The organism is Uliginosibacterium sp. H1, assembly GCF_036017065.1.
Lineage (GTDB): Bacteria > Pseudomonadota > Gammaproteobacteria > Burkholderiales > Rhodocyclaceae > Uliginosibacterium.
The window spans coordinates 127479-153647 of record NZ_JAYXHR010000001.1 but is presented as its reverse complement, the minus strand read 5'-3'; the positions used below and the strand labels follow the sequence as shown (position 1 = coordinate 153647).

General features: G+C 64.7%; 26 protein-coding genes. 6 read left to right on the top strand and 20 right to left on the bottom strand.

Features of this window, described 5'->3' with window-relative positions:
• Positions 1 to 3: 3 nt before the first annotated feature.
• The 11 genes from VVD47_RS00700 to rimP all read right to left on the bottom strand — a co-directional run bounded on the left by VVD47_RS00700 (position 4) and on the right by rimP (position 10967).
• A complete protein-coding gene (locus tag VVD47_RS00700; protein ID WP_327601478.1) occupies positions 4 to 801 on the bottom strand; it encodes a phosphatidate cytidylyltransferase in 798 nt (265 codons plus the stop codon).
• Positions 794 to 1567: an isoprenyl transferase gene (locus VVD47_RS00695; RefSeq protein ID WP_327601477.1), complete on the bottom strand. Its 774-nt coding sequence runs from the start codon at positions 1565 to 1567 to the stop codon at positions 794 to 796. The genes VVD47_RS00700 and VVD47_RS00695 overlap by 8 nt, the downstream gene beginning before the upstream one ends.
• Positions 1568 to 1617: 50 nt before the next feature.
• The gene (gene frr / locus VVD47_RS00690) at positions 1618 to 2175 is read right to left on the bottom strand and encodes a ribosome recycling factor (RefSeq protein WP_327601476.1); all 558 of its coding nucleotides are present in this window, start codon (positions 2173 to 2175) and stop codon (positions 1618 to 1620) included.
• Positions 2176 to 2206: 31 nt separating this feature from the next.
• Positions 2207 to 2920 carry a UMP kinase gene (gene pyrH / locus VVD47_RS00685; protein ID WP_327601475.1) on the bottom strand — a complete coding sequence of 238 codons (714 nt, stop codon included), beginning with the start codon at positions 2918 to 2920 and terminating at the stop codon, positions 2207 to 2209.
• A 9-nt stretch (positions 2921 to 2929) separates the two neighbouring features.
• Positions 2930 to 3829 (bottom strand): translation elongation factor Ts, encoded by a 900-nt coding sequence (gene tsf, locus VVD47_RS00680; protein ID WP_327601474.1) that lies wholly within the window; start codon positions 3827 to 3829, stop codon positions 2930 to 2932.
• A gap of 111 nt (positions 3830 to 3940) precedes the next feature.
• Positions 3941 to 4702: a 30S ribosomal protein S2 gene (gene rpsB / locus VVD47_RS00675; RefSeq protein WP_327601473.1), complete on the bottom strand. Its 762-nt coding sequence runs from the start codon at positions 4700 to 4702 to the stop codon at positions 3941 to 3943.
• A gap of 211 nt (positions 4703 to 4913) precedes the next feature.
• Positions 4914 to 5825, bottom strand: coding sequence for a tRNA pseudouridine(55) synthase TruB (gene truB, locus VVD47_RS00670; RefSeq protein ID WP_327601472.1), 912 nt, complete (start codon positions 5823 to 5825; stop codon positions 4914 to 4916).
• Positions 5825 to 6220, bottom strand: a complete 396-nt coding sequence (gene rbfA, locus VVD47_RS00665; protein ID WP_327601471.1) for a 30S ribosome-binding factor RbfA — start codon at positions 6218 to 6220, stop codon at positions 5825 to 5827. The genes truB and rbfA overlap by 1 nt, the downstream gene beginning before the upstream one ends.
• A 67-nt stretch (positions 6221 to 6287) precedes the next feature.
• Positions 6288 to 9011 carry a translation initiation factor IF-2 gene (gene infB, locus VVD47_RS00660; RefSeq protein WP_327601470.1) on the bottom strand — a complete coding sequence of 908 codons (2724 nt, stop codon included), beginning with the start codon at positions 9009 to 9011 and terminating at the stop codon, positions 6288 to 6290.
• Between the two features lie 15 nt (positions 9012 to 9026).
• Positions 9027 to 10499: a transcription termination factor NusA gene (nusA, locus tag VVD47_RS00655; RefSeq protein WP_327601469.1), complete on the bottom strand. Its 1473-nt coding sequence runs from the start codon at positions 10497 to 10499 to the stop codon at positions 9027 to 9029.
• A 39-nt stretch (positions 10500 to 10538) separates the two neighbouring features.
• Positions 10539 to 10967: a ribosome maturation factor RimP gene (gene rimP / locus VVD47_RS00650; protein WP_327601468.1), complete on the bottom strand. Its 429-nt coding sequence runs from the start codon at positions 10965 to 10967 to the stop codon at positions 10539 to 10541.
• A 278-nt stretch (positions 10968 to 11245) separates the two neighbouring features.
• Between rimP and VVD47_RS00645 the strand changes: the two genes are divergently transcribed.
• Entirely contained in the window at positions 11246 to 11755 is a 510-nt protein-coding gene (locus VVD47_RS00645) for a disulfide bond formation protein B (RefSeq protein ID WP_327601467.1), read from the top strand.
• 67 nt (positions 11756 to 11822) lie between these two features.
• Entirely contained in the window at positions 11823 to 12611 is a 789-nt protein-coding gene (locus VVD47_RS00640) for an IclR family transcriptional regulator (RefSeq protein ID WP_327603160.1), read from the top strand.
• Positions 12612 to 12676: 65 nt separating this feature from the next.
• On the opposite strand, the gene pbpG is transcribed toward VVD47_RS00640, so the two are convergent.
• The 3 genes from pbpG to VVD47_RS00625 form a co-directional block, all read right to left on the bottom strand.
• Positions 12677 to 13636 (bottom strand): D-alanyl-D-alanine endopeptidase, encoded by a 960-nt coding sequence (gene pbpG / locus VVD47_RS00635; protein WP_327601466.1) that lies wholly within the window; start codon positions 13634 to 13636, stop codon positions 12677 to 12679.
• A gap of 132 nt (positions 13637 to 13768) precedes the next feature.
• A complete protein-coding gene (locus VVD47_RS00630) occupies positions 13769 to 14953 on the bottom strand; it encodes a patatin-like phospholipase family protein (protein WP_327601465.1) in 1185 nt (394 codons plus the stop codon).
• A gap of 109 nt (positions 14954 to 15062) precedes the next feature.
• Positions 15063 to 17342 carry an NADP-dependent malic enzyme gene (locus tag VVD47_RS00625; RefSeq protein ID WP_327601464.1) on the bottom strand — a complete coding sequence of 760 codons (2280 nt, stop codon included), beginning with the start codon at positions 17340 to 17342 and terminating at the stop codon, positions 15063 to 15065.
• Positions 17343 to 17463: 121 nt separating this feature from the next.
• Between VVD47_RS00625 and VVD47_RS00620 the strand changes: the two genes are divergently transcribed.
• On the top strand, positions 17464 to 18630 hold the full coding sequence (locus tag VVD47_RS00620) for an aminotransferase class I/II-fold pyridoxal phosphate-dependent enzyme (protein WP_327601463.1): 1167 nt from the start codon (positions 17464 to 17466) through the stop codon (positions 18628 to 18630).
• Here VVD47_RS00620 and VVD47_RS00615 read toward each other — a convergent pair.
• Positions 18614 to 19357 carry a transglycosylase SLT domain-containing protein gene (locus VVD47_RS00615; protein ID WP_327601462.1) on the bottom strand — a complete coding sequence of 248 codons (744 nt, stop codon included), beginning with the start codon at positions 19355 to 19357 and terminating at the stop codon, positions 18614 to 18616. The genes VVD47_RS00620 and VVD47_RS00615 overlap by 17 nt on opposite strands.
• A gap of 358 nt (positions 19358 to 19715) precedes the next feature.
• Between VVD47_RS00615 and VVD47_RS00610 the strand changes: the two genes are divergently transcribed.
• The 3 genes from VVD47_RS00610 to VVD47_RS00600 are packed head-to-tail and all read left to right on the top strand — an operon-like array spanning position 19716 to position 21341.
• Positions 19716 to 20192, top strand: coding sequence for a type II secretion system protein (locus VVD47_RS00610; RefSeq protein ID WP_327601461.1), 477 nt, complete (start codon positions 19716 to 19718; stop codon positions 20190 to 20192).
• 6 nt (positions 20193 to 20198) lie between these two features.
• Complete coding sequence (locus VVD47_RS00605) at positions 20199 to 20756, top strand: type II secretion system protein (RefSeq protein ID WP_327601460.1); 558 nt, start codon at positions 20199 to 20201, stop codon at positions 20754 to 20756.
• 9 nt (positions 20757 to 20765) lie between these two features.
• On the top strand, positions 20766 to 21341 hold the full coding sequence (locus VVD47_RS00600) for a nucleotidyltransferase domain-containing protein (protein ID WP_327601459.1): 576 nt from the start codon (positions 20766 to 20768) through the stop codon (positions 21339 to 21341).
• Positions 21342 to 21405: 64 nt separating this feature from the next.
• Here the strand turns inward: VVD47_RS00600 and VVD47_RS00595 are convergent, their stop codons facing one another.
• From VVD47_RS00595 to mobB, 5 genes are all read right to left on the bottom strand, one after another.
• Positions 21406 to 23544, bottom strand: coding sequence for a WD40/YVTN/BNR-like repeat-containing protein (locus VVD47_RS00595; RefSeq protein WP_327601458.1), 2139 nt, complete (start codon positions 23542 to 23544; stop codon positions 21406 to 21408).
• A 161-nt stretch (positions 23545 to 23705) separates the two neighbouring features.
• Positions 23706 to 24164, bottom strand: a complete 459-nt coding sequence (gene moaE / locus VVD47_RS00590; RefSeq protein WP_327601457.1) for a molybdopterin synthase catalytic subunit MoaE — start codon at positions 24162 to 24164, stop codon at positions 23706 to 23708.
• A gap of 23 nt (positions 24165 to 24187) precedes the next feature.
• Positions 24188 to 24439 (bottom strand): molybdopterin converting factor subunit 1, encoded by a 252-nt coding sequence (gene moaD / locus VVD47_RS00585; protein ID WP_327601456.1) that lies wholly within the window; start codon positions 24437 to 24439, stop codon positions 24188 to 24190.
• Positions 24440 to 24447: 8 nt separating this feature from the next.
• Positions 24448 to 25632: a molybdopterin molybdotransferase MoeA gene (locus VVD47_RS00580; protein WP_327601455.1), complete on the bottom strand. Its 1185-nt coding sequence runs from the start codon at positions 25630 to 25632 to the stop codon at positions 24448 to 24450.
• 11 nt (positions 25633 to 25643) lie between these two features.
• Positions 25644 to 26138 (bottom strand): molybdopterin-guanine dinucleotide biosynthesis protein B, encoded by a 495-nt coding sequence (mobB, locus tag VVD47_RS00575; protein ID WP_327601454.1) that lies wholly within the window; start codon positions 26136 to 26138, stop codon positions 25644 to 25646.
• Positions 26139 to 26169: the final 31 nt, after the last annotated feature.

The window sequence follows — 26169 nt, the reverse complement described above, 5'->3', positions numbered from 1 at the left end:
AATTCAGAGCAGCAACAGCAGGCCGAGCAATGGCAGCGTGGAAGTCAGGCTGTCGACGCGGTCGAGCACGCCGCCGTGTCCCGGCAACAAGGTGCCACTGTCCTTCATGCCCGCCTGACGCTTGGCCAGCGATTCGAAAAGATCGCCCAGCACGCTGAGCGCGGCATAGCCGATTGCCAGCACGGCAAACGCAAGTACGCTGCCACGCTGGCCGAGGGCCGGTTCGATCTGACGCAACACCAGCGCATACACGAGTACCGCCACCGCGCCGCCAATCGCGCCCTCCCAGCTTTTCCCCGGGCTGATGCGTGGCGCCAGCTTGCGACGGCCGATCGCGCGGCCCACGAAATACGCCGCCGTGTCGGCGATCCACACGGCAAGCATGCCGTACAGCAGCATCCACGGGCCATGCTGATTGCGGATGAGCACCATCGCAACCGCCGCCGGCAACAACACCAGGAGGCCGAGCCAGATTTTCTTGCTGCCTTGTGCGAGCGGTGCGGCACCGGGGCGCATCAGCGCCGGCACCCACAACAACCAGAACGCCAGCCCCACCGCCAGCACCACCTGCCACGCAAGCAGGGTCGGCCACACGGCCGCCACCACCGCGAATACGGTCAGCACGGCGCTCAGCAAGGTTCCGACCGTATCCGACAGCCCCGCCAGGCGGCGCCATTCGCTGCCGGCGACCCACACGATCGCGGCGACGAACACGCCCCAGGCCCAGTTCGGCAGCAGGAACAACGCCGCGGCAAACACCGCGACCATGATGATTGCGGTGAGGACGCGTTGTTTAAGCATGTTCGCCCGGGGAAGGAACGAGTTGCTCGCTGGTACGGCCGTAGCGGCGCTCGCGTTTCTGGTAGGAGGCGATCGCTTCGTCAAAGGCCGCGTCATCGAAATCGGGCCAGAGGCGATCGGTGAAGTAGAACTCGGCGTAAGCCAGTTGCCACAGCAGGAAATTGCTGACGCGCTGCTCGCCACCGGTACGGATGAACAGATCCGGCTCGGGCGAATCGGCCATGCTCAGATAGGGTGCGAGATCCTCTTCACCATAACTGCCGGCCTTGGCGGGGTGCTCTGCCACCATGCGGTTCATGGCTTGCAGGATATCCCAGCGGCCACCGTAGTTGGCGGCGATGGACAGGGTCAGGGCGGTATTGCCGACTGTGGTGGCCTCGGCTTCGCGAATGGCTGCTACCAGGTCGGCATTGAAGCGCGACAGGTCGCCGATGATGCGCAGGCGGATGTTGTTCTTGTGCAGGCGGGCAACCTCGTCCTTCAGCGCCTGCAGGAACAGGTTCATCAGGAAGGAGACTTCGTCCTGCGGACGCCGCCAGTTCTCGGAACTGAATGCGAACAGCGTGAGATGCCGTACGCCGCGGTCGATGCAGCGGCGCACCACTGCGCGGACCGTTTCCACACCACGCTTGTGACCCGCGACACGCGGGAGGAAGCGCTTCTTGGCCCAGCGCCCATTGCCATCCATGACGATGGCAATGTGCTGCGGCACCTCGGCCGAGTCGGGCACTTCGCGCGTGGAGCTGATGAACCGCGACAGAACCATGTCGGGCGACCCTGGAATGGATTGATGAGCAGAGCGAGCCGCGAAGCGACTCAGATCTGCATCAGTTCCTGTTCTTTGTGCGCGAGCAGCTTCTCGGTCTCGGCAATGTACTTGTCGGTGAGCTTCTGGATGTCGTCCTGGGCACGACGCTCATCGTCTTCCGCGATGGTCTTGGCCTTCAAGGCATCCTTCAGGGAGTTGTTGGCATCGCGGCGAACGTTGCGGATCGCCACCTTGGCTTCCTCGGTCTCGCCGCGCACCACCTTGATGAGGTCCTTGCGGCGCTCTTCGGTCAGCGCGGGCATCGGCACGCGCACCACGTCGCCCATGGTGGCCGGATTGAGTCCCAGGTCGGAATCGCGGATGGCCTTTTCGACCTTGGCGATCATCGGCTTTTCCCAGGGCTGCACGCCGATCGTGCGGGCATCCAGCAGGGACACGGAGGCAATCTGGTTGATCGCCGTCGGCGTGCCGTAGTAGTCGACCATCACGTGGTCGAGCAGGCCGGTGTGGGCACGGCCGGTACGCACCTTGGCCAGATCGTTCTTGAGCGCTTCCACCGACTTCTGCATCTTCTGTTCGGTGGTCTTCTTCAGATCGGGAATCATCGCGTACCTCTCGTTACTGGTTCAGCACTGTTCAGATATGCACCATCGTGCCTTCGTCTTCGCCCATCACCACACGGCGCAGCGCGCCCGGCTTGAACAGGGAGAATACGTTGATCGGCAGCTTCTGGTCACGACACAGCGCAAAAGCCGTGGCATCCATGACCTGCAGGTTCCTGGCGATCGCCTCGTCGAAGCTGATCTTCGCGTAGCGCGTCGCGTTCGGATCCTTCTTCGGATCCGCCGTGTAGATGCCGTCGACCTTGGTGGCCTTCAGCACGATTTCCGCACCGATTTCGGTGCCACGCAGCGCGGCAGCAGTATCGGTGGTGAAGAACGGATTGCCGGTACCGGCCGCGAAGATGACGATGCGGCCCTCTTCCAGATAGCGGATGGACTTGCCCCGGATGTAAGGCTCGACCACCTGCTCGATATTCAGCGCGGACTGGACACGGGCCGCGACGCCGGCGACGCGCATCGCGTCTCCCAGCGCCATGGCGTTCATGATGGTCGCCATCATGCCCATGTAGTCCGCGGTAGCGCGGTCCATGCCGGACGCGGCGCCTGCCATGCCACGGAAGATGTTGCCGCCGCCTATGACGATGCCGATCTCCACACCGAGGCGCTGGACCTCAGCCACATCGCTGACGATGCGGGAGACGATTCCCTGGTTGATGCCGTAGGCATCATCCCCCATGAGGGCTTCACCAGAGAGTTTGAGCAGGATCCGTTTATAGGCGGCGGGCATCGACACTCCTTAGCGGGCGGCTGCAGCGGCGGCAGCCTGGGCTGCCACTTCGGCGGCGAAGTCGTTCACCTTCTTCTCGATGCCTTCGCCCACCACGTACAGGGTGAAGCTGGCCACGGAAGCGGACCTGGACTTCAGCAGTTGCTCGATGGTCTGCTTGCCGTCTTCGGCCTTGACGAACACCTGCGACAGCAGGGTGACTTCCTTCAGGAACTTCTGCACCGTGCCTTCGGCGATCTTTTCCAGCATGGCTTCCGGCTTGCCGGACTCCTTGGCCTTCTCGATCGCGACGCGACGCTCGGTCTCGATCAGGTCGGCCGGAACACCGGAGGCATCCAGCGACTTCGGCTTGGAGGCCGCGATGTGCATCGCCACGTCCTTGCCCAGCGCCTCTTCACCGCCAACCAGGTCGACCAGCACGCCAACCTTGGCGCCACCGTGAATGTAGCTGACGACCTTGCCCTGCGCTTCGACACGCTGGAAGCGACGGACCGAGATGTTCTCGCCGATCTTGCCGACCAGCGCGGTGCGCACGGCGTCGACCGTCGAACCTTGCAGCGGCAACGCCGACAGCGCGGCGACATCAGCCGGGTTCTGGGTGGCGATCAGCTCGGCAACCGACTTGGTGAAGGCCAGGAAGTCATCGTTCTTCGCCACGAAGTCGGTTTCGCAGTTCACTTCGACGATGGCGGCCAGCTTGCCGTCATCGGAGATGTAGGTCCCGACGATACCCTCGGCCGTCACGCGGGCAGCAGCCTTGCTGGCCTTGTTGCCCAGCTTCACGCGCAGGATTTCTTCAGCCTTGCCCAGGTCGCCGTCGGCTTCGGTCAGGGCCTTCTTGCATTCCATCATCGGCGCGTCGGTCTTCGCGCGCAGCTCAGCCACCATGCTTGCGGTAATTGCCGCCATGATCACTCCTGAATTAAGTCTTTGATTGCCTGATTGACAAAGCCCCGCATAGCGGGGCCTTGCCGGGGACGACAGGCGCACGCGCCCATCGTCCAGTATCGATGCTGCGTATTACGCCTGTTGCGCGTCGGCGCCGTCCTGCACTTCCACGAACTCTTCGCTCGAGGAGACAGCGGCAACCAGATCGGCCACGGCGTTGTTGCGACCTTCCAGCACGGCGTCTGCCACGCCAGCGGCGTACAGGCGAATGGCGCGGGACGAGTCGTCGTTACCCGGGATCACGTAATCCACGCCTTCCGGCGAGTGGTTGGTATCGACCACGGCCACGACCGGGATGCCCAGCTTCTGGGCTTCGGTGATGGCGATCTTGTGGTAGCCAACGTCGATCACGAACAGCGCATCCGGCAGGCCGGCCATGTCCTTGATGCCGCCCAGGCTCTTCTGCAGCTTGACCAGCTCGCGCTGGTTCAGCAGCGCTTCCTTCTTGGACAGGCGCTCGGACGAACCGTCGGCGAACATCTGCTCCATGTCCTTCAGGCGCTTGATCGAGCCTTTGACGGTCTTGAAGTTGGTCAGCATACCGCCGAGCCAGCGCTCGTCGACGTAGGGAACGCTGGCGCGTTGCGCTTCTTCAGCGAGGATCTCGCGGGCCTGGCGCTTGGTGCCCACCATCAGGATGGTGCCGCGGTTGGCGGACAGCTTGCGGATGAAAGCCATCGCCTCGTTGTACTTCTGGAGCGTCTTCTCCAGGTTGACGATGTGGATCTTGTTGCGATGGCCAAAAATATAGGGGGCCATCTTGGGGTTCCAGAAGCGCGTCTGGTGTCCGAAGTGGACACCGGCTTCCAGCATTTGACGCATGGTCACAGACATGGAATGAACTCCGATTTACAGGTTTAACCTCCGCTCGCGTCGGTATCAGGAATACGTTCCCGGCTACCGCCCGGCATGCTCTGCATCACAACTGGACACAGTGCCGAACCTGTTACGCAAGCGTGCGAATTTGCCCCACGGCACACAAACAGCCGCACCGCGAAGCAGAGCCCGAGATTTTAGCAGGTGAAACAGCCCAAACTCAAGCCCATCAAGCTTCCTGGGCTTGCGCAACGAGCCGCTGTGGCTGCATGCGACCTGCCCGCCACTGCCCAAGCCCCAGGAAAGACTCGCCGTAGACCCGGCAGGTTTCGCCTTCGATGGCATGCCCTTCCGCCTCCACGGCCTGCCCCAGCCGGAAACGTTCGGCGGCAGCCACATCGAGACGGACCTCCGTGAAGTGGGCAACGAGGGTGTCGACAGGCAGCAACAAACCGCTGCGCTGTTCTGCAGGCATGGCTTCTATCGCATCAACCGTGATCGCCGTATCCAGACTCAGCGGCCCCGCCGCGGTACGACGCAAGGCCGACAGGTGCGCCCCGCAGCCCAAGGCTTCGCCGATGTCCTGGCCCAGCGTGCGGATATAGGTGCCCTTGCTGCAACGCACCCGCAGGCTGACGCTCCCGGGCGCGATCTCCAGCACTTCGATTTCGCGGATGTTGACGCGGCGTGCCTTGCGCTCGATCTCCACACCCTGGCGCGCGTACTCGTACAGTGCCTTGCCCTGATGCTTGAGTGCCGAATACATCGGGGGCACCTGCTCGATCTCTCCCACGAAACGCGCGCAGGCCGAGCGGATGGCATCCTCGTCCACCATGACCTCGCGGCGGCTCAGCACTTCACCCTCCACGTCACCCGTCGTCGTGGTGACGCCCAGGCTCAGCGTCGTTTCATAAGCCTTGTCGGCATCCAGGAGCAACTGGGAAAACTTGGTGGCCTCCCCCAGCAATACCGGCAGAAGCCCGGACGCCATCGGGTCCAGCGTGCCCGCGTGGCCGGCCTTTGCGGCATTCAGCAGGCGGCGCGCCCGCTGCAGCGCCGCATTGCTGCTCGCACCATGCGGCTTGTCGAGCAAGAGCACGCCATCGACAGCATCACCGCGACGGCGACTGGCACGGCCCATCAGTCATTCTCCGGCTCGACGTCGTCAGCGCCCGTGCGCGATCGATCCTCGGCAATCACCTTGTCGATCAGGGCCGACATGCGATTGCCATTCTCGATCGAGCGGTCGTAGACGAAATGCAGCTCCGGCGTGGTGTGGATGCGCACGCGCCGGCCCAGTTCGCAGCGCAGGAAACCGCTGGCCCGGCGCAGACCCGCCAGGATGTCTTCCACCCCCTCCTCGCCGGTCATGGAGGTGAAGAACACCTTGGCGTGCGCATAGTCCGGGGTGATCTCCACTTCGGTCAGCGAAATGAAGCCCACCCGCGGATCCTTCACCTCGGAGCGAATGAGATCGGCCAGTTCGCGGCGGATCTGCTCGACCACCCTGGCCGAGCGGGAATATTCCTTAGGCATGAGCCTGCCCTCCTGTTTCAAAACAAACGGGCCCCGCAGGGCCCGTTGTTGTTGCCTTGCCCGGTGCTCAGAGCGTACGGGCGATTTCCTGGATCTCGTACACTTCCAGTTGGTCGCCTTCGGCGATGTCGTTGAAATTCTTGATCGACAGGCCGCACTCGAAGTTGGATTTGACTTCCTTGACGTCGTCCTTGAAGCGCTTGAGCGAATCCAGCTCGCCGTCGTGGAGCACCACATTGTCGCGCAGCACCCGCACGCGGGAGTTGCGGCGCACCACGCCATCCAGCACGTAGCAGCCGGCAATCGTGCCCACCTTCGAAATCACGAACACCTGGCGGATTTCCACGGTACCGATGACCTGCTCGCGCTTTTCCGGCGACAGCATGCCCGACAGCGCCTGCTTCACCTCATCCACGGCGTCGTAGATGATGTTGTAGTAGCGGATGTCGACATCGAAGCTCTCGGCCAGCTTGCGGGCGTTGGCATCGGCACGGGTATTGAAGCCGATGATGACCGCCTTGGAAGCCTGCGCGAGGTTGACGTCGGACTCGGTGATCGCGCCCACGGCACCGTGGATGACGTTGACCCGGACTTCGTCGGTCGAAAGTTTGGCCAGCGCATGCACCAATGCTTCCTGCGAACCCTGCACGTCGGCTTTGACGATGAGGGGCAGCGACTTGACCTCGCCTTCCTTCATCTGCTCGAACATGTTCTCGAGCTTGGCGGCCTGCTGCTTCGCCAGCTTCACATCGCGGAACTTGCCCTGGCGGAACAGCGCGATCTCGCGGGCGCGGCGCTCGTCTGCCAGGCCCATGACTTCGTCACCTGCGGCCGGCACATCGGACAAGCCCAGGATCTCGACCGGAATCGACGGACCTGCCTCGTTGATCTGCTTGCCGTTCTCGTCGAGCATGGCACGGACACGACCGAAGGTCGCACCGGCCAGCACCACGTCACCACGGCGCAGCGTACCGCTCTGCACCAGCATCGTCGCCACCGGACCACGCCCCTTGTCGAGACGTGCTTCGATGATCAGGCCCTTGGCCGGCGCTTCGATCGGTGCGGTCAGTTCCAGCACTTCCGCTTGCAGCAGGATGCCTTCGAGCAGCGCATCGATACCGGCGCCGGTCTTGGCGGAAACCGGCATGAACATGGCGTCACCACCGTACTCTTCCGGCACCACGCCTTCGGTCACCAGTTCCTGCTTCACGCGCTCCGGGTTGGCTTCCGGCTTATCGATCTTGTTCACCGCCACGATGATCGGCACTTCAGCCGCCTTCGCGTGGTGGATGGCTTCCTTCGTCTGCGGCATGACGCCGTCGTCGGCCGCCACGACCAGGATCACCAGGTCGGTCGCCTTCGCGCCGCGGGCACGCATCGCCGTGAAGGCCTCGTGACCCGGGGTGTCGAGGAAGGTGATCATGCCGCGACCGGTTTCGACGTGGTAGGCGCCGATGTGCTGCGTAATGCCGCCGGCTTCGCCCGCCGCCACCTTGGCGCGACGGATGTAGTCCAGCAGCGAGGTCTTGCCGTGGTCGACGTGGCCCATGACGGTCACCACCGGGGCACGCGGCTCCGGTGCAACGTCCTTGTGCTCTTCGCCGAGGTCCAGGAAGGCTTCCGGGTCATCCAGCTTCGCAGCCAGCGCCTTGTGGCCCATTTCCTCGACGACGATCATCGCCGTTTCCTGGTCCAGCACCTGGTTGATGGTGACCATCTGGCCAAGCATCATCATCTTCTTGATGACTTCAGTGGCCTTGACGGACATCTTGTGGGCCAGATCGGAGACGGTAATGGTCTCCGGCACGTGTACATCGCGCACCACCGGCTCGGTCGGCGCCTGGAAGGTACTTGCCTGTTCCTGGTGGCGACCGCCATGACGGCCGCCCGCCTTGCCGCCACGCCAGCCGGCACCGCCGCCGCTGGCATCGCCGCGCGTCTTGATCGTGCGGCGCTTCGCGGCGTCATCCTGCCAGCCACTCTTGGCCGGTGCCGCGGGCTTTTTGGCTCCGCCGCTCTTGTCGTCAGCCTTGGCAGGCTTGTGCAGGGTGCCCGAGGTCTTGCGTTCGCCTTCGCTGCGCGCAGCAGCCTCGGCCTTGGCTTTCTCCAGCGCCGCAGCAGCTTCCTCGGCCGCCTTGCGGGCTTCTTCCGCGACCTTGCGAGCAGCCTCGCGAGCCTGCTTTTCCTTCAGGTCTGCTGCCTGGCGAGCAAGCAGGTCGGTCTGGCGCTTGGCATCGCGTTCGCGCGCACTCATCTGGGGGACCGGTGCAACCTCCGCAACCGGCGCAGGCTCTTCAACCTGCGGCTCGGGCTCAACAACCACCTCGATCACCGGCTCGGGTTCCGGCTCCACGACAGGCACTTCTTCTGCCACGACGGGTTCCGGCTCGGGTTCCGGCACCGGGGGAGCAACCTCCACGACGGGCTCGGGGACCGGCGGCACGATCAACTCTTCCTGCAGGGCCGACACTTCTTCCGTCGCAGCTTCGACTTCGTCGCGCTTGACGAAAACGCGCTTCTTGCGCACTTCGACCTGGATCGTGCGCGACTTGCCCGTCGAGTCCGCAGCGCGGATCTCTGAAGTTTGCTTGCGGGTCAGCGTGATCTTGGACTTGGGCGTGGTCTCGCCATGCGAGCGGCGCAGATACTCCAGCAGCTTGGCCTTGTCGGCCTCACTTACCGGGTCGGTCGGTGCGCTCTTGGCGACACCAGCCTTCTGGAACTGCTCAAGCAGTACCGGAGCGGGCATTTTCAGTTCAGAAGCGAACTCCACCACATTCATGTGGGCCATGTGCTGCGTTCCCCTTTACTCGAACCAGTGCGCGCGCGCCTTGGTAATCAGATCCTTGGCGCGGGCTTCATCCAGCCCACCCATTTCGACCAGCTCGTCAACAGCCAGATCAGCGAGGTCGTCCCGCGTCTTCACGCCGGACTGGGCCAGCTTCGCAGCCAGCGTCTTGTCCATGCCTTCCAGCGTCAGCAGGTCTTCGGCCACGCCTTCGAGCTGCTCTTCATTGACGATCGCTTCGGTCAGCAAGACGTTACGCGCACGGGTGCGCAGTTCGTTGACCGTGTCTTCGTCGAAGGCCTCGATTTCCAGCATCTCGGCGAGCGGCACGTAGGCCACTTCCTCCAGCGAGGAGAAGCCCTCCTCGATCAGGATGTCGGCGACCTCTTCGTCCACATCCAGCTTCTCGCAGAACAGCGAACGCAGGCGACCTTGCTCTTCCTCGCTCTTGCTGGCGGCATCCTCGACCGTCATCAGGTTGATGTTCCAGCCGGTCAGTTCCGACGCCAGCTTGACGTTCTGGCCGCCACGACCGATCGCCATCGCGAGGTTCGCTTCGTCGACCACGACGTCCATGCTGTGGGCCTCTTCATCGACGACGATGGAGCTGACCTCGGCCGGCGCCAGGGCGTTGATGACGAACTGCGCGGGGTCAGTCGACCACAACACGATGTCGACGTTTTCGCCACCCAGTTCGTTGCGCACGGCGGTGACACGGGAGCCACGCAGGCCCACGCACGTACCGATCGGATCCACGCGCGGATCATTCGATTTCACGGCAATCTTGGCGCGCAGGCCAGCATCGCGTGCGGCAGCCTTGATCTCCAGCAGACCGTCTTCGATCTCGGGCACTTCCAGTTCGAAAAGCTTGGAGATGAAATCCGGCGCACTGCGCGACAGGATGAGTTGCGGGCCGCGGGCAGCGCGATCGATGCGCAGCAGGTAGGCACGCACACGGTCGCCCACGCGCAGGTTTTCTTTCGGGATCTGCTGGTCGCGCGGCAGCACGGCTTCCAGGCGACCGGCCTCGACGATGGCATTGCCACGCTCGATACGCTTCACGCTGCCGGTCACGAGGTGCTCGCCACGCTCCAGGAAGTCATTGAGGATCTGTTCGCGCTCGGCGTCACGGATCTTCTGGAGGATGACCTGCTTGGCCGCCTGCGCGCCGATGCGCCCGAAATCGACGACTTCCACCGGATCCTCGATGTATTCACCAAGTTCGATATCGGGGAACTGCTCGCGTGCATCGATGATGCCCATCTGGGCTTCGTCGTTCTCCACTTCGGCATCGAGCATCACCAACCAGCGACGGAAGGCTTCGTACTCACCTGTTTCGCGGTCGATGGCGACACGGACGTCAGCATCGTCATGCACACGCTTTTTCGTGGCCGAAGCCAAAGCCAGCTCAAGAGCCGTAAACACGACATCCTTGGCTACATTCTTCTCACGCGCCAACGCATCCACAAGCAGCAGCACTTCGCGGCTCATCGCTCCACTCTCCCGCAATCCAAATTCATCAATGGCTCGTCAAAACTGCGGCACAAGCCGAGCCTTCTCTATCTGATCGAGGGCGAACACCAGTTCGCCCTTGTCGGTGTTCAACACCACCTGCCCGTCGCGGAGACCATCCAGACGGCCAACGAAGTTACGTTGGTTACCCACCGGCACATGCAGACGAACCTGCGCCTGCTGACCCGTGAAACGCTCGAAATCGGCTATCTTCTTCAGCGGCCGATCCAGACCGGGCGATGAAACCTCGAGCCGGTCATAGTCCACGCCCTCGACCTCGAAAATCCGCTGCAACTGGTTGCTCACCGCCACGCAATCTTCAACGTGGATACCGCGCTCGATGTCGATGAACACGCGCAGCAAACGGCCCTTGGGCGACAACTCAGTATCCACGAGTTCATAACCCAGACCTGCCACGGCTTGCTCAACGATTTCCGCGATGTTCATTTCGGCGCCACAAATAAAAAATGGGCGCAACGCCCATCTTCCCAACCCACCAGACGGTGCCGGCCACCGGAGAGAGAACCAATTCCGGTCTGCTTCCTTCCAAACAGGCAAGGGCCAGCGAATCCGAAAGATTGTAGCACGCCGCCGCAGCGCAGTAAATCAGCCCCTTGCGCGCGAAGCGAGGGCCGTCCTGACTTGATGCAACGCGAAAGCCTTGACGGGCGCTGCCTGTAGAATCCCTTCGCTCGAATCCTCCAGCCTCCACCACACCTCTTGCCATGCTCGCCAGAACCTCACCGCGTCTAGCCTTCTTTTTGATCTTCCTGTTCTGCGCAGGCCTCATCGTGGCGGGCCTGATCCTCCAGCATGTGGCGGGCCTCCATCCATGCCCCATGTGCATCATGCAACGCTATGCCTTCATCGCCTGCGGCTTGATTGCGCTGATTGCAGCCTTGCACCATCCGGGCAGTGGCGGACGCCGGTTCTATGGCACTTTGCTCGTCATCACCGCGCTGACCGGGATCGGCATAGCCATCCGCCAGAGCTGGCTGCAGCGCTTCCCGTCCGAAGAGGTCATGTGCGGGCCTGATCTCGCCTACATGGTCAATTCCTTCCCGCTGGGCCAAGCCCTGCCGATGATCTTCAACGGCGACGGAGACTGCAGCAAGATCGACTGGACTTTCCTCGGCCTGTCGCTGGCCAACTGGGCGATCCTGTTCTTCGCCCTCGTCGTCGTCGCTGGCCTGTGGCAGACCCTGCGCAACTACCCCCGCCGCACCTTCGGCTGAAGCAGCCCGCGGAGCATTTCACATTACGAAATGCTGTTGTATCGAGTAAGATGCGGCCATGCCTGACATGCCCGCATCTCCAGACGCCGTAGAAGTCAAGGACAAGGCTTCCATCCAGGTCATCGACCGCATGATGAGCCTGATCGACGCGCTGGCCACCCGTACCGATGACGCCACGCTCAAGCAACTGGCGCTGGATACCGGGCTACATCCGTCCACGACTCATCGCATCCTGGCGGCACTGACCACCGCCGGGTTCGTCGAACGTGGCGACCAAGGCTCCTACCGTCTCGGAATCCGCCTGCTGGAGCTCGGCAATCTGGTCAAGTCGCGCATTTCGGTGCGCGAGGTAGCCATGCCGGCAATGTTGCGCCTGCATACAACCACCGGCGAGAGCGTGAATCTTGGCATCCGCGACGGTGACGAGATTGTTTATGTGGAGCGGACGTCCAGCGGCCGCTCCGCAGTGCGTGTCGTACATATCGTCGGCGCGCGGGCAGCCCTCCACACCACCGCAACCGGCAAGCTCTTCCTTGCCGAGGACGGCATCAAGAAAGCCCACGATTACGCGAAGCGCACCGGTCTGCCCGGCAGCACTCCCGCCTCCATTACCGACATCCGCAACCTGGAACGGGAAATAGAGCGCGTTCGTCGCCACCATGTTGCTTACGACATCGAAGAGGTCGAGATCGGCGTGCGCTGCATCGCGGCGGGCATCCGGGACGACAGCGGCGCACTGGTAGCAGGATTGTCGCTGTCGACGCCCAGCGAACGCTTCAACCCGGACTGGGCGCCGGTGATCCGCCAGACAGCGGAAGAAATATCGCGGGCAATCGGCTACGTATCGACGCCTTGAACCGGGGCATCACGGAAAAGACAAGGGCCGCTCTCGCGGCCCTTGTCTTTTGACTCAGCTACGCGTCAGTTGCGCATCGGCAGGATCGCCTCGACCCACTTGCGGACACGCTGGGCATCGCCGATACGGGTATAGCGCCCCCAGGAATCCAGCAGCACGATCGCGACCGGCTTGTTGCCCATCCAGGCCTGCATGACCAGACACTTGCCGGACTCGTTGATGAAACCGGTCTTGGAGACGCCGATCTGCCAGTCCGGGCTGGCCACCAGCGAATTGGTGTTGCGGAATTGCTGGGCCCGTCCGCGCACGCTCACCGCGTAGTCCGACATCGTGGAGAACTCGCGAATCAGCGGATAGTGCGAGGCGGCAGACACCATCTGGGCGAGATCGCGGGCCGACGACACGTTGCCCTTGTTCAGCCCGATGCTGTCGTAGAAGCGGGTGTCGTGCAGGCCAAGCGCATGCGCCTTGTGGTTCATCGCCTCGACAAAGGCCGCCTGGCCGCCCGGATAATGGCGCCCCAGCGCGGAAGCGGCGCGGTTCTCCGACGACATCAAGGCCAGACGCAACATGTCCTCACGCGACAGCGTCGTACCCACACCCAAGCGGGAACCCGTGCCCTTGAGGCGGTCCAGATCCTCTTCGCTGATGACCAGTTGCTCATCCAGGCCCAAGTGCGCATCCAGCACCACCATGGCGGTCATCAGCTTGGTGATGGAGGCAATCGGTAGGACTGCGGCGGAGTTCTTCTCCAGGATCACTTCGCCGGAATTCAGGTCCTGCACCAGGAAGGCAGAAGAGCGCAGGAGCGGGTTGCCTTCGCGATCGAATTCGGGTTCCGGCGCCTTGGCGACGACCTTGCGGGCGGGTGCCGGGGCTGCACGTCGCGCGGGCTTCTTGGCCGGCTGTCGCTTGACTGCGACGACGCGCGCAGATTTCTTGGCGGTTGTACTACGTTGTGCCGCCTCCGCAGGGGCCGGGCTCAACACCAGAACTGCGATGGTTGCCAGAACGGCAGCGACCATGTGTTTTGCGCACAGCTTCAATTGGGGTTCCTCATGATTCGGGAAGGCTGCAGTACATCCGCATACCAGTTTTATTGGTATGCAATGATTCTAGCAACATTACATGCAAATTAATAACATAGCGCTCGAATTTCAAGCGCTTTCTGACAATTCGCGCTCTGGTTCGCCAGCCGGTTCCGGCTGCTCCAGGCGCAGGAAGCGGACGATCTCGTCACGGCGGGCCATCGCGTCCTTGTAACCGAGGTCCATCAACTCCCTCGTATACGGCTTCTCGAAAAGCAGATAGCTCAGGATGACCGACCCTGACCGACCGTAGGCGCCGGTACCGCGCAGCACGGTCCGCAGCATCCACGGGAGGCTGTAGGCGTGCTTTGCGGCGATGAAATCCAGCCGCTCACTGGGCGAAATGACCAGCGCCTCGATCGGCTTCAGGCCAACCCCGGCTGCCTCTCTCACCTCGGGCGCGATGCGGCCCCAGGTTTCGTTGATGCGGGTCAGCCGCTCCAGGTCCACCGACAGGCTGTCGAGGAAGATGCTCGACAGCGCGTGCCCGGCAATCTGTGCCGGCGAGGGATAGCGGTCGGAACGCACGCGGCGGGTCTCGCCCTGGGTGCGGCCATTGCCGATGACCAACACGCGGTCGGCGCCCAGATGCACGGCCGGGCTGATCGGCGCCAGCTGACGCATGGATCCGTCGCCGAAGTACTCCCGGTGGATCTTGATCGCGGGGAAAACGAAGGGAATCGCGCTGGACGCCATCAGATGCTCGACGGTCAGCTTGGCACGCAGCCCCACCCGCTGGGCGCGGCGCCAGGCGGGCACGCCCGGCACGGATTCAAAGAAGCTGAGGCTTTCGCCAGTGGAATAGCCCGAGCAGGTCACGCTCACGGCATACAGCTTGCCGGTGTCGATGTTGTGGGCAATCTGGTCGAAATCCAGGTAGTGCTTGAGGAGCTCACGCAGCGGGTCGTTGTCCAGCAACGAACGCGGGCTGCGCCGGAACAGCCAGCCGAACAGCAGGGAGCTCGCCCACAGCACGACGGACTTCATGACCGCCAGCGCGTCCCCGCGATACACCTTGTGTACCGTGAAATTGCGCCAGATCCAGATCAGCCGCCGGGTCGCTTCGTTGAAGTTGTCGGCGTAGCAGGCCAGCGCCGCAGCATTGACGGCGCCTGCCGAGGTGCCGCAGATGATCGGGAAAGGGTTGTCCTGGCGCCGGCCCCAGATCTCGCGGATCGCGGCCAACACCCCTACCTGGTAAGCAGCGCGGGCGCCCCCACCGGTCAATACCAACGCCGCCCGCCCCTGAGGCATCTGCCGCTCCCGAAAAACCAATGACTTGTTTAGCGGCGGAACCCTAGCAGCCTTGAGTACGGCCGTCACCACCCCGGCGCCTTTCAGGCCGCCGGGGCTTGCGGCACATTCAGCTCCTGAAGTTCTGGGCCGCGTCGACCACGGTCAAGGCGGTCATGTTGACGATGCGGCGGACGGTAGCCGTTGGCGTCAGGATATGCACGGGCTTGGCGGAGCCGAGCAGGATCGGCCCGATGGTCATGCCATCGCCCGAAGCGGTCTTCAGCAGGTTGAAGGCGATGTTCGCCGCGTCCAGCGTCGGAAATACCAGCAGGTTGGCCGCTTCGCGCATGTGGGCGTTGGGGAAGAGCTGCAGGCGCAGCGCGGGGTCGAGCGCGGCATCGCCGTGCATTTCGCCTTCCACCTCGATATCCGGCCGGCGTTCGTGCAGCCATTTGAGAGCCTGGCGCATCTTCGCAGCGGTCGGAGAGTCCTCGGTGCCGAAGCTCGAATGAGACAGCAAGGCCACCTTGGGCTGGATGCCGAAACGACGCAGCTCTTCGGACGCCAGGCAGGTCATTTCGAAGATCTGCTCGGCAGTCGGGTCGTAGTTCACATAGGTGTCGCACAGGCAAAGCACGCGGCCGGGCAGCACCAGCAGGTTCATCGCGTAGTAATTGCCGACGCCGGCGCGGCGCCCCAGCACGTTCTCCACCAGCTTCAGATGCTGGTTGTGGAAGCCATAGGTGCCGCAGATCATCCCGTCGGCGTAGCCGAACTTCAGCAGCAGCGCACCGATCAGCGTGGAGCGGCGACGCACCTCGCGCTTGGCGTACTCCACCGACACGCCACGACGCTCCATCAGGCGGTGGTAGGCACTCCAGAGCTCGCGATAACGCGGATCGGAGTCCTGGTTGACCATCTCGAAGTCGACATCGGGGATCAGGCGCAGGCCGAAACGCTCGATGTACAGCTTGATGACGTCCGGCCGGCCGATCAGGATCGGCCTGGCCAGACCCTCGTCCACCACGGTCTGGACGGCTCGCAGCACCCGCTCCGACTCGCCCTCGGCGAAGATGATGCGTTTCGGTGAGCGCTTGGCCGCGGTGAACACCGGCTTCATCAGCAGGCCGGATTGCCACACGAAATTGTTGAGGGACTGCACGTAGGCGTCCCAGTCCTTGATCGGACGCGTGGCCACGCCGGACTCGACCGCAGCGGACGCCACCGCCGGCGCGATCTTCACGATCAGGCGCGGGTCGAAGGGCTTGGGAATGATGTAGTCGGAGCCGAACGCCGTCACTTCGGCACCGTAGGCCTGGGCCACCACGTCGCTCGCCTCGGCACGCGCAAGGTCGGCAATGGCACGCACCGCTGCCAGCTTCATCTCGTCGTTGATGGTGGTGGCGCCCACGTCCAGCGCGCCCCGGAAGATGAAGGGGAAGCACAGGACGTTGTTCACCTGGTTGGCGTAGTCGGAGCGGCCGGTGGCGATGATCGCGTCGTCGCGCACCTTGCGCACCTCGTCCGGCAGGATCTCGGGCGTCGGATTGGCCAGCGCCAGGATCAGCGGCCTGGCGGCCATCTTCGCCACCATCTCCGGCTTCAGCACACCGCCTGCGGACAGGCCGAGGAATACGTCGGCGCCCTCGATCACCTCGCCCAGCGTACGGGCCGCGGTCGGCTTGGCGTAGCGCGCCTTCAACGGGTCCATCTCTTCGACCCGGCCTTCATACACCACGCCCTTGATGTCGGTGACCCAGATGTTCTCGACCTTCACCCCGAGCATCACCAGCAGATCGAGGCAGGCCAGTGCCGCAGCGCCGGCGCCGGAGGTCACCAGCTTCACCCCGGACAAGGGTTTGCCGATCAGGTGCAGGCCGTTGAGTACCGCCGCACCGACCACGATGGCCGTGCCGTGCTGGTCGTCATGGAAGACCGGGATCTTCATCCGCTCGCGCAGTTTGGCTTCGATGTAGAAGCACTCCGGCGCCTTGATGTCTTCCAGGTTGATGCCGCCGAAGGTGGGCTCCAGCGCGGCGATCATGTCGATCAGCTTGTCCGGGTCGCGCTCGGCCAGCTCGATGTCGAAGACATCGATACCGGCAAACTTCTTGAACAGCACGCCCTTGCCTTCCATCACCGGCTTGGCAGCCAGCGGGCCGATGGCACCGAGCCCCAGCACCGCTGTGCCATTGGTCACCACGCCGATGAGATTGGCGCGTGCCGTCAGGCGGCTGGCTTCGTTGGGATCATTGACGATGGCATCGCAGGCGGCGGCGACGCCGGGCGAGTAGGCCAGCGACAGGTCGCGCTGGTTGGTCAGCGCCTTGGTGGGCGTGACCGAAATCTTCCCGGGGCGCGGGTTGGCGTGATAGTCCAGGGCGGCGGCGCGGATCGCCTCATCCATTGCGAATCTCCAGTGCGGGTGCAACACATGCTGCAGCGCATTCTACGGCCCCGCGGCGTGGCCCCTGCTAGGTAGTTCTGCCAATATGGCGCGCTCGAAACCTGCTCATTCGTCATCGCGCATGTCGTTGCACCCGCCCCGCCTTTCCACGCGAGCCCGGCTCGTGGCGCCCTTCCACGTCATGGAACTGCTGGCGCGTGCCCAGCAACTGGAACGCGCCGGTCACGACGTCATCCATATGGAAGTCGGCGAACCGGACTTCCCAACGCCACGCGCAGTGCTGGCGGCCGCGCAGGCCGGCCTGGCCGGCGGACAGGTGCGCTACACCCCGGCCGCCGGCCTGCCCGCGCTGCGCGAGGCCATCGCACAGTGGTATCTGCAGACTTTCGACGCACACGTCGAACCCTCCCGCATTATCGTCACGGCCGGAGCATCCGGCGCGCTGATGCTCGCGCTGGCCTTGTTGACCGAGCCCGGCGACGGCTGGCTGCTGACCGATCCCGGCTACCCCTGCAACCGCGAGCTGGTGGCTGCCTTCAACGGGCGCGCCCTGCCCCTGCATGTCGACGCCACGACCGGCTTCCAGCCCACGCCAGCGCTGTTGCGCGCGGCCTGGGGCGAAGGCACCCGCGGTCTCATCGTGGCCTCGCCAGCCAACCCGACCGGCGCGGTGCTGATGCCCGCCGACCTGGATGCGCTGGCAGATACCGCTGCCGGGCTGGGTGCCGCGCTGATCGTCGACGAGATCTACCAGGGGCTCGTCTACGACGCGCCGGCGACCACGGTGCTGACGCGGCGCCAGGACTGCTTCGTGGTGAACAGCTTCTCGAAGTACTTCGGCATGACCGGCTGGCGGCTGGGCTGGCTGGTCGTCCCGCCGGGCGTGGAGCGTCAGGCCGAAATGCTCGCCCAGCACTACTTCATCGCTGCCTCCACCCCCGCGCAGGTGGCGGCGCTGGCGGCTTTCGACGATGACAATCTGCGGGAGCTGGAGCAACGGCGGCAGACCCTGGCCGAACGCCGCAACGTGCTGGTGAGCGGGCTGGAGTCGCTCGGGCTGAGCGTCGCCGCCAGACCTTCCGGGGCCTTCTACGTGTGGACGGATGTCTCGGCCAGGACGGACGACAGCACCCGGCTGGCCCATCGCCTGCTGAAAGAAGCCGGGGTTGCCACGACGCCGGGGCTGGACTTCGTGAGCCGGGAGGCCCACCGCTACCTGCGCATCGCCTACACCACCGACGTGGCACGCATCGCGCAGGCGCTGGAGCGGATCAGCCGGGTGATCTGAGCGCGACGACGGTCTTGCCGGAGGCAGCCGCCGTCGTGGTCTTGGCCGCGCCGGTCTGGCGCACGGCCTGCAGGCGCTGCATCTCGCCCAGCACCTTGGTGGAGTAGGACATGGAGGCGTCTTCCGACGCGCCGCCGTACTGCTGCAGCGCGGCTTCCAGCGAACCGGTGGTGCGCATGTACTCCTTCAGCACCAGGGTGCCGACGCGGATGTTCTCCGCCGGGTCGAACAGCGCCAAGCCGCCGCGGTCCGTGCTGATCTTGTCCATGTGGAAGCGCGGCACGATCTGCATCAGGCCCTGCGCCCCGAACGGGCTTTCGGCCAGCGGATTGAAGCTGGACTCGATGCTGGTGATCGCCAGGATCAGCAGCGGATCGATCTTGTGGGTGTGGCCGACGCGCTGCGCCTCGATGACGATGGGCTCTAGTGCGGCCGTGGACACCTTGTACTTGCGGGCGATGTGCTGGGCGACGCGCATCAGGTCCGGGCTGAGTTGCGAGCCGGACACCGCCAGCACGTCGTCGCCCCCGCTTTCTTCTTCCGAGACGATGGCGCGGCCGGGCGCAAAGTGGTCCAGGCTCAGACCAGCCATGCCGTGACGCGATACCTGCATGGTGACAAGTGCCAGCACGATGACACCTGCCGCGACGAATCCACCATGGACGAAGTGGACGAAGAAGGTTCCGACGTAGCGCGCATAGCGCGCGATGCGTACGAATCCGGTCATTGCGAACTCCTGTACAGACCGCCCCGCTCGATCGCGGCGACACCCTGGCAGCATGCCGGGGGACGTGGCAGGCGGCGGTTCACCCGCATATGCCGGGTGGGTTTCCGCTCCTGTCAGGGACGGTGGGCTCGACTCCACAATTGCCGGGCGAGCCGTTGGAAACTGCAAAAAGCAAGTGCCGCTTCGGGCAAGCCGCACTTGATGACGGGTCGCATCTTATTGATTAGATTGAATTTTGTCAATCCACCCCGGAAAGCCCCGCCAGGCAAGGGATTGCTGTGTGCTGTGCGTCATCACCTTCCGGAGGCATTGAACTACACTCGCAACCTCGTTTTCCGAGCCTGCGGGACTCTTGCCCATGCAACGGCGTTACCTAGGTTTTACCCTGATCGAATTGCTCATCACCCTGGCCATCCTCGGGCTGCTGGCGAGCATTTCCGTGCCGATCGCCCAGGTGTCCATCCAGCGCCAGAAGGAACAGCAGATGCGCCAGGCGCTACGCGAGATCCGCGGCGCGCTGGACGCCTACAAGACCGCGGCCGACCAGGGCGTCATCGCGACCACGGTGGGCTCCTCGGGTTATCCGAAAACGCTGGACGATCTCGTCAAGGGCGTGACCGACCAGCGCAACTCCAATGGCCGCAAGCTGTTCTTCCTGCGCCGCATCCCGCGCGACCCGACCTTCGACGACCCCAGCGTGCCCGACGCCAAGACCTGGGGGATGCGCAGCTACAGCAGTTCCGCCGACGAGCCGCGCGAGGGAGAGGACGTCTACGACGTGCATTCGCTCTCGCAAGCCATCGGCCTGAACGGCATTCCCTACCGCCGCTGGTAAGTCGTCGTGAGCCACAAGTTCCGCAACCGCTCCACCCGTGCTGCCGGCTTCACGTACGTCGGGCTGATGATCATGCTCGCCCTGATCGGCGTGGCCGCCGCGGCCACAGTGCAGATCGGCGGCGTGGTGCAGCGCCGATCCGCCGAGGAGGAACTGCTGTTCGTCGGCCTGCAGTTCAAACAGGCGGTGAAGAGCTACTTCGAGAAGACGCCCATCGGCAACGCCGCCACGGCGCCGCGCCGCCTGGAAGACCTGGTGAAGGATCCGCGTTTCCCGAACACCATCCGCCACTTGCGCCAGATCTACCCCGACCCGCTGACCGGCAAGACCGACTGGGGCCTGATCCGCTCCACCGATGGCGGCATCCTGGGGGTGTATAGCCGTTCGAAGGACGTGCCGATCCGCATCGACAACTTCCCGGACGAGTTCTTCCACTTCAAGGGCAAGAAGAGCTTTCGCGACTGGGTGTTCGTCTATGGGGTCGTCTGCGAGGACCGCGGTTGCACCCTGCCGCAGCAGGACGACAGCGTTTATTACCAGCCATCGGGCATGAGCCCCCGATAACTCCCGCCCATGCACAAGGCGGACAACGGCTGGCTCATCACGCCGCACAGCCACGCGATGTCCGGTTACCGCAGCCCCTGGTGGATCGCGGGCGGTTGGGCGATCGACCTGCACCTTGGCCGCCAGACCCGTGCGCACGCCGATCTGGACATCGCCGCGCTACGCCGTGACCAACCAGAAATCCAACGACTGTTTGCGGACTGGTCCCTCCACAAGGTAGTTGGAGGCGCACTCCAACCTTGGCGCAACACCGAGTCCTTGTTACCACCGATCCACGAAATACATGGCAAGCGTGGTGAGGTAGCGCTGGAGTTACTGCTGAACGAATCAGACGGGGACAACTGGATATTTCGCCGGATGCCTGCGATATCCATGCCGTTGTCTCAAGTGGGTCGGCACACGGCGAGCGGGCTGCCCTACCTGTGCCCGGAGATAGTGTTGCTGTTCAAAGCCAAGACACCCCGTCAGCATGATGTCGACGACTTCCAGCTGACCGCTCCTACCCTGGATACCACCTCACGCCAGTGGCTTGTCTCGGCGCTGGAAGCCTGCCATCCGGAGCATGACTGGCTGAGTCGCCTGTAGCAATCAATGGTCTGACGGCAAGCCACTTGCGGGAGACAGCGCGACCAGCGCGGAAGCCTCCCTCCTACTTCAGCGCATCCATCCGCACGATGCGCTCGCCCACCGCGATCAACGCGCCGCTCTTCGGGTGGAAGGTGGCGGTCTTGAAGCGCATGCCGGTGTGGCTGAACTGCGCGTCCCACTTCTGCCCGCCGTCCTCGGAGCGCAGGATCACGCCGCCACGCCCGACCACCACGATGTTGCCGGTCGCCGGCTCCAGCAGGGGCTGGCGCAGGTCCTCCTCGGTCCCGGAGGCGATCTCGTTCCAGTTCTTGCCGGTATCGGTGGAGCGCAGGATGGTGCCACCGCGGCCAAATGCCACCAGGGTGTCGCTCTTGGGGTCGCGGATCATGAAGCGCACCGACTTGTTCACCGGCACCGCGCTGCGCTGCCAGGTCTTGCCGGCGTCCCCGGAACGCAGGATCACGCCTTCGTCGCCCATCAGGAAGAGCACCCCGCTCTTCTCGTCCGACCAGGCGCCATAGAGATCCGATTCCACGCCGGAGCTCACCATGCTCCAGGTGCGGCCGCCATCGGCACTGCGTGCTGCCACGCCCTGCTTGCCGGTCGCCATCACCACGCCATGCTTCTCGGACGCGGCACCGGCAAACAGGTGGCGTTCGGTCGACACTTCAGCCGGTTTCCAGTTGATGCCGCCGTCCTGCGAGCTGTAGACCGACCCCGGTCCGGCCAGCACCACCAGTGCGCCGTTCTTCTTGTCGGCGACGATGGTGTGGAAGTAATCGCCTTTCTCCAGCGGCGTATGCAGAGTCTTGTTCCAGCTGCGGCCACGGTCGGTGGAACGCAGCACCATGCCGGTCGGCCCGGTTGCCACCAGCGCCTTGGTGCGCGGGTCGACGGTCATGGCGTACAGATAGGTGGCGCGCCCCAGGTCGGCGGACACCGGCTGCCAGCTCACGCCGCCGTCTTCCGAGCGGATCAGCCAGCCTTCGGAGCCGACGCCCACCAGCACGTCCGACTCCGGCGCCACCGTCACGTCGTGCACGTACTGCGAGATGTTGGGCGACTGCTGCGTCCAGGTCTTGCCGCCGTCCGTGGAGCTCACCATGTAGCCACCGGCGCCCACTGCCAGGTACTGCTTGCGCCGGGCGTCGTAGATCAGCGCCTCCAGGTTGGTCTTGCCGTTGAGGCCGACCTGCTGCCAGGACTTCGCACCGTCTTCGGAACGCAGGATCAGGCCGCCATCGCCGACCACCAGCAGTGCGCCGCTGTCCGGGTCCTGGCGGATCGTCGGCAGGTAGGCGCGGCGACCGGAGTCGTGCAATGCCCAGGTCTTGCCGCTGTCACGCGAGGTGATGATCTGGCCCAGGTGCGTTCCCAGCACCACGACGCCATGCCGCTCGCTCCAGAAGGAATCGGTGATGTAGCCATCGAAGCCGGTGCGCCCGGTCTTCCAGGTCTTGCCATGGTCGTCGGAACGCAGCACTTCGCCGCCCGAGGTCGTGGCCAGCAGGCTCTTCTTCACCGCCAGCACGCCGGTAATCGCGGCCGGGGTGTTGGTCTTGATGACCTGCCAGGTCTTGCCGACGTCCTCGGAACGCAACAGCGCGCCATCCTCGCCAGCCGCCAGCACGACGCCGGACTCCTTGTCGACGAACAGGGTGCCCAGGAAGGCGCCCACGCCGGAATTGATGACCTGCCAGGACTTCGCGCCGTCCTCGGAACGCAGGATCACGCCGTTCTGCCCGCCGGCCAGCCAGGTCTTCTTGCTGGCGTCATAGGCCAGGGCCCGCAGGTCCACCGGCATCATGCCTTCCAGCTCGACCCATACGCGGCCACCGTCTTCGGAGCGCAGCAGGGTGCCGCTGCCACCCACGGCCACCAGCACGCTGCCTTTGTCGTCTGCCTCGATGCGGGCCAATGCAGCCGCCGTCGGCGTCGTCATGAAGTCCCACTTGCGGCCGTCTTCCGAGCGCAGGATGGCGCCGTCGCTGCCGAACACCAGCAGTGCCCCGCTGGCCGGTTCGACCAGGCCATTGAACAAGGTGGGGTTGATCACGCGCGCCACATACGCCGGCGCCACGGCATCGGCCTGCACTTGCGGGGTCTCGGCCTCCTGCTTGCTGCAGGCTGCGAGGCCAAGCGCCAGCGCGCTCGCCAGGGCCAGTGTGCGCCATGGGCGGGCCGTCTGGATCAGGGACATCTGTTCTCCTTTGCTTCACTCGTTGTCGCTGCAACCGGTCGCGTGCCGGCCTTCGGACGGACTGTCACCCGCACATGCGGCGGGTCCTGGACAGCAGAGCCGGCATTCTGCCTTGTCTGGCAAAGCCATGTTGCTGCGGCGCGCAGGGCCGCTGCGGTCGATCAGGTTTCGCTGCCGGGACTGGCCCAGCGTGCGGCAGCCGTGTCGTCGCTGTCGCGCGCATCCACCCAGCGCGCGCCGGCCGCGGTTTCTTCCTTTTTCCAGAACGGCGCACGGGTCTTCAGGAAATCCATGATGAACGCGCAGGCCTCGAAGGCCGCATGACGGTGGGCGCTGGCCACGCCGACGAACACGATAGCCTCGCCGGGCAGCAAGCGGCCGACGCGATGGATCACCCGCACCGACGCCAGCGGCCAGCGCGTCCGCGCGTCCTCGACGATCCGGTGAAGCGCGCGCTCGGTCATGCCGGGGTAGTGCTCAAGGGTCATCGCCAGCACACCTTCGCCGCGTACCGTGCCAACGAAACTGGCCACCGCGCCCACGCCTTCGCGGCCGGCAGACAGCGCGGCGATCTCGGCGCCCGCGTCGAAGGCGTCCGGCCGCACACTCACGGCATCCATGGCTGAATCGCTCGCCACCATGTTCAGCCTCCGGTCACCGGGGGAAAGAAGGCCACTTCATCGCCGTCGCGCAGCACGGCGTCCGGCGTCGCCATGTCCTGGTTCAGCGCCGCGCGCACGGTGCTGGCGGCCAGGGCCTGCCAGGCGCCACCGCGTGCGACGAGGTGGGCACGCAAGCCGGCGATGTCGCCGACCCCGTCCGGCAGGACAAGCGTCTCGGCATCACAGGCGAGCGCTTCCCGCAGGCGGGCAAAGTAGAGAACGGTGAGCTTCATGGCAGTGCTCAGGGTTGGAAAGGCAGGTAGTGCACGACATCGCCCTCGGCGATCGTCTGCCCCGGCGGATTGGACACCAGGCCATCGGCCCAGCTGCAGGAACTCAGCACGCCGCTGCCTTGCTGGGGATACAGGTCGAGGCCACCACGCTCGTTACGGCGCACGCGCAGGAATTCGCGACGCTGGTCGGCACGCGGCCACGCGAAGTCCGCGCGCATGGGCAGGGCGCGCGGCACGGCTGCCGGCTCGCCCTGGCGGGCACGGATATAGGGCTGCACCAGCGCAACGAAGGTCACGAAGCTGGACACCGGGTTGCCCGGCAAGCCGATGAAAGCGGCCTCCCCGACCCTGCCCCATGCCAGCGGCTTGCCCGGCTTGATGGCCAGCTTCCAGGCTTCCAGCGCGCCTTCCGCTTCGACCGCGGCCTTCATGTGGTCCTCCTCGCCGACCGACACGCCGCCGCAGGTGAGCACCAGGTCGGCGTCGCGGGCAGCCTGGCGGAGGGCCTCGCGGGTGGCCGCCAGGTCGTCGCGCACGATGCCGATCTCACGCACCTCGCAGCCCAGCGCCTCGAGCTGCCCGCGCAAGACGTAGCGGTTGGAGTTGTAGATCGCACCGGGGCGCAACGGCTCGCCGGGCGTAGTCAGTTCGTCACCGGTGAAGAAGGTCGCCACCCGCAGGCGGCGGAACACCGTCAACGCCGGCACACCGATCGAGGCGGCCAGCCCCAGGTCCTGCGCGACGAGGCGCTTGCCCGCGGGCAGCACGACGGCGCCATCGGCGATGTCCTCCCCGGCGCGGCGGATGTTCTCGCCCGGCTTCGGCGTGTGCTCGACGATCACGGCGTCGCCCTCAGCACGGCAGCGCTCCTGCATGACCACCGCGTCGGCGCCGGGCGGAATCGGCGCACCGGTGAAGATGCGTGCCGCCGTACCGGCCTCGAGTGCTGTCGGCTGGCTGCCCGCCGGCACCCGCTGGCTCACCGGCAGGCGCACGCCCACCGCTGCCAAATCCGCCACGCGGACGGCGTAACCATCCATGGCCGAGTTGTCATGCGGCGGCACCCTCAGCGGGGACACCAGCGGTGCGGCCAGGACGCGACCCAGCGCATCGGACAAGGCCAGGGTTTCCTGCTCCGCCAGCGGGCGCGCAGCAGCCAGCAGGCGGGACAGGGCTTCTTCGTAACTCTGCATCGGGATTCCTGTCAGGCGAGACCGGTTTCGTTCAGCACGAAAGCGGCCACGTCGTCGTGGTGATTGAGGTCGAGCAGCGGCAGGTCGACATCCAGCGACGCGTCGCTTGCCACCGCCACCACGTTGGGGAATTCGCCGTGCAGGAAGGGTTTGCCCAGTGCCGGCCGATGCACTTCGATCTTCGGCAGTTCGGCGGACTTGAAGCCCTCCACCAGCACCAGGTCGCAGGGACTCATGCGCGCCAGCAGATCGGCCAGCGAGGGCTGGGCTTCGTCACGCAATTCGCGCATCAGCGCCCAGCGCTGTGCGCCGGCCAGCATCACCTCGCCAGCACCCGCTTCACGGAAGCGGAACGAGTCCTTGCCGGGGCGATCGATGTCGAAACCGTGGTGGGTATGTTTGATCAGGGACACGCGCAGGCCCCTGCGCAGCAGCAGCGGCAGGACGCCCTCGATCAGCGTGGTCTTGCCCGAGCCGGACCAGCCGGCGAATCCGAACACTTTCATGGGTGCAGGATTCTACTCCCGCAAGCCTGGT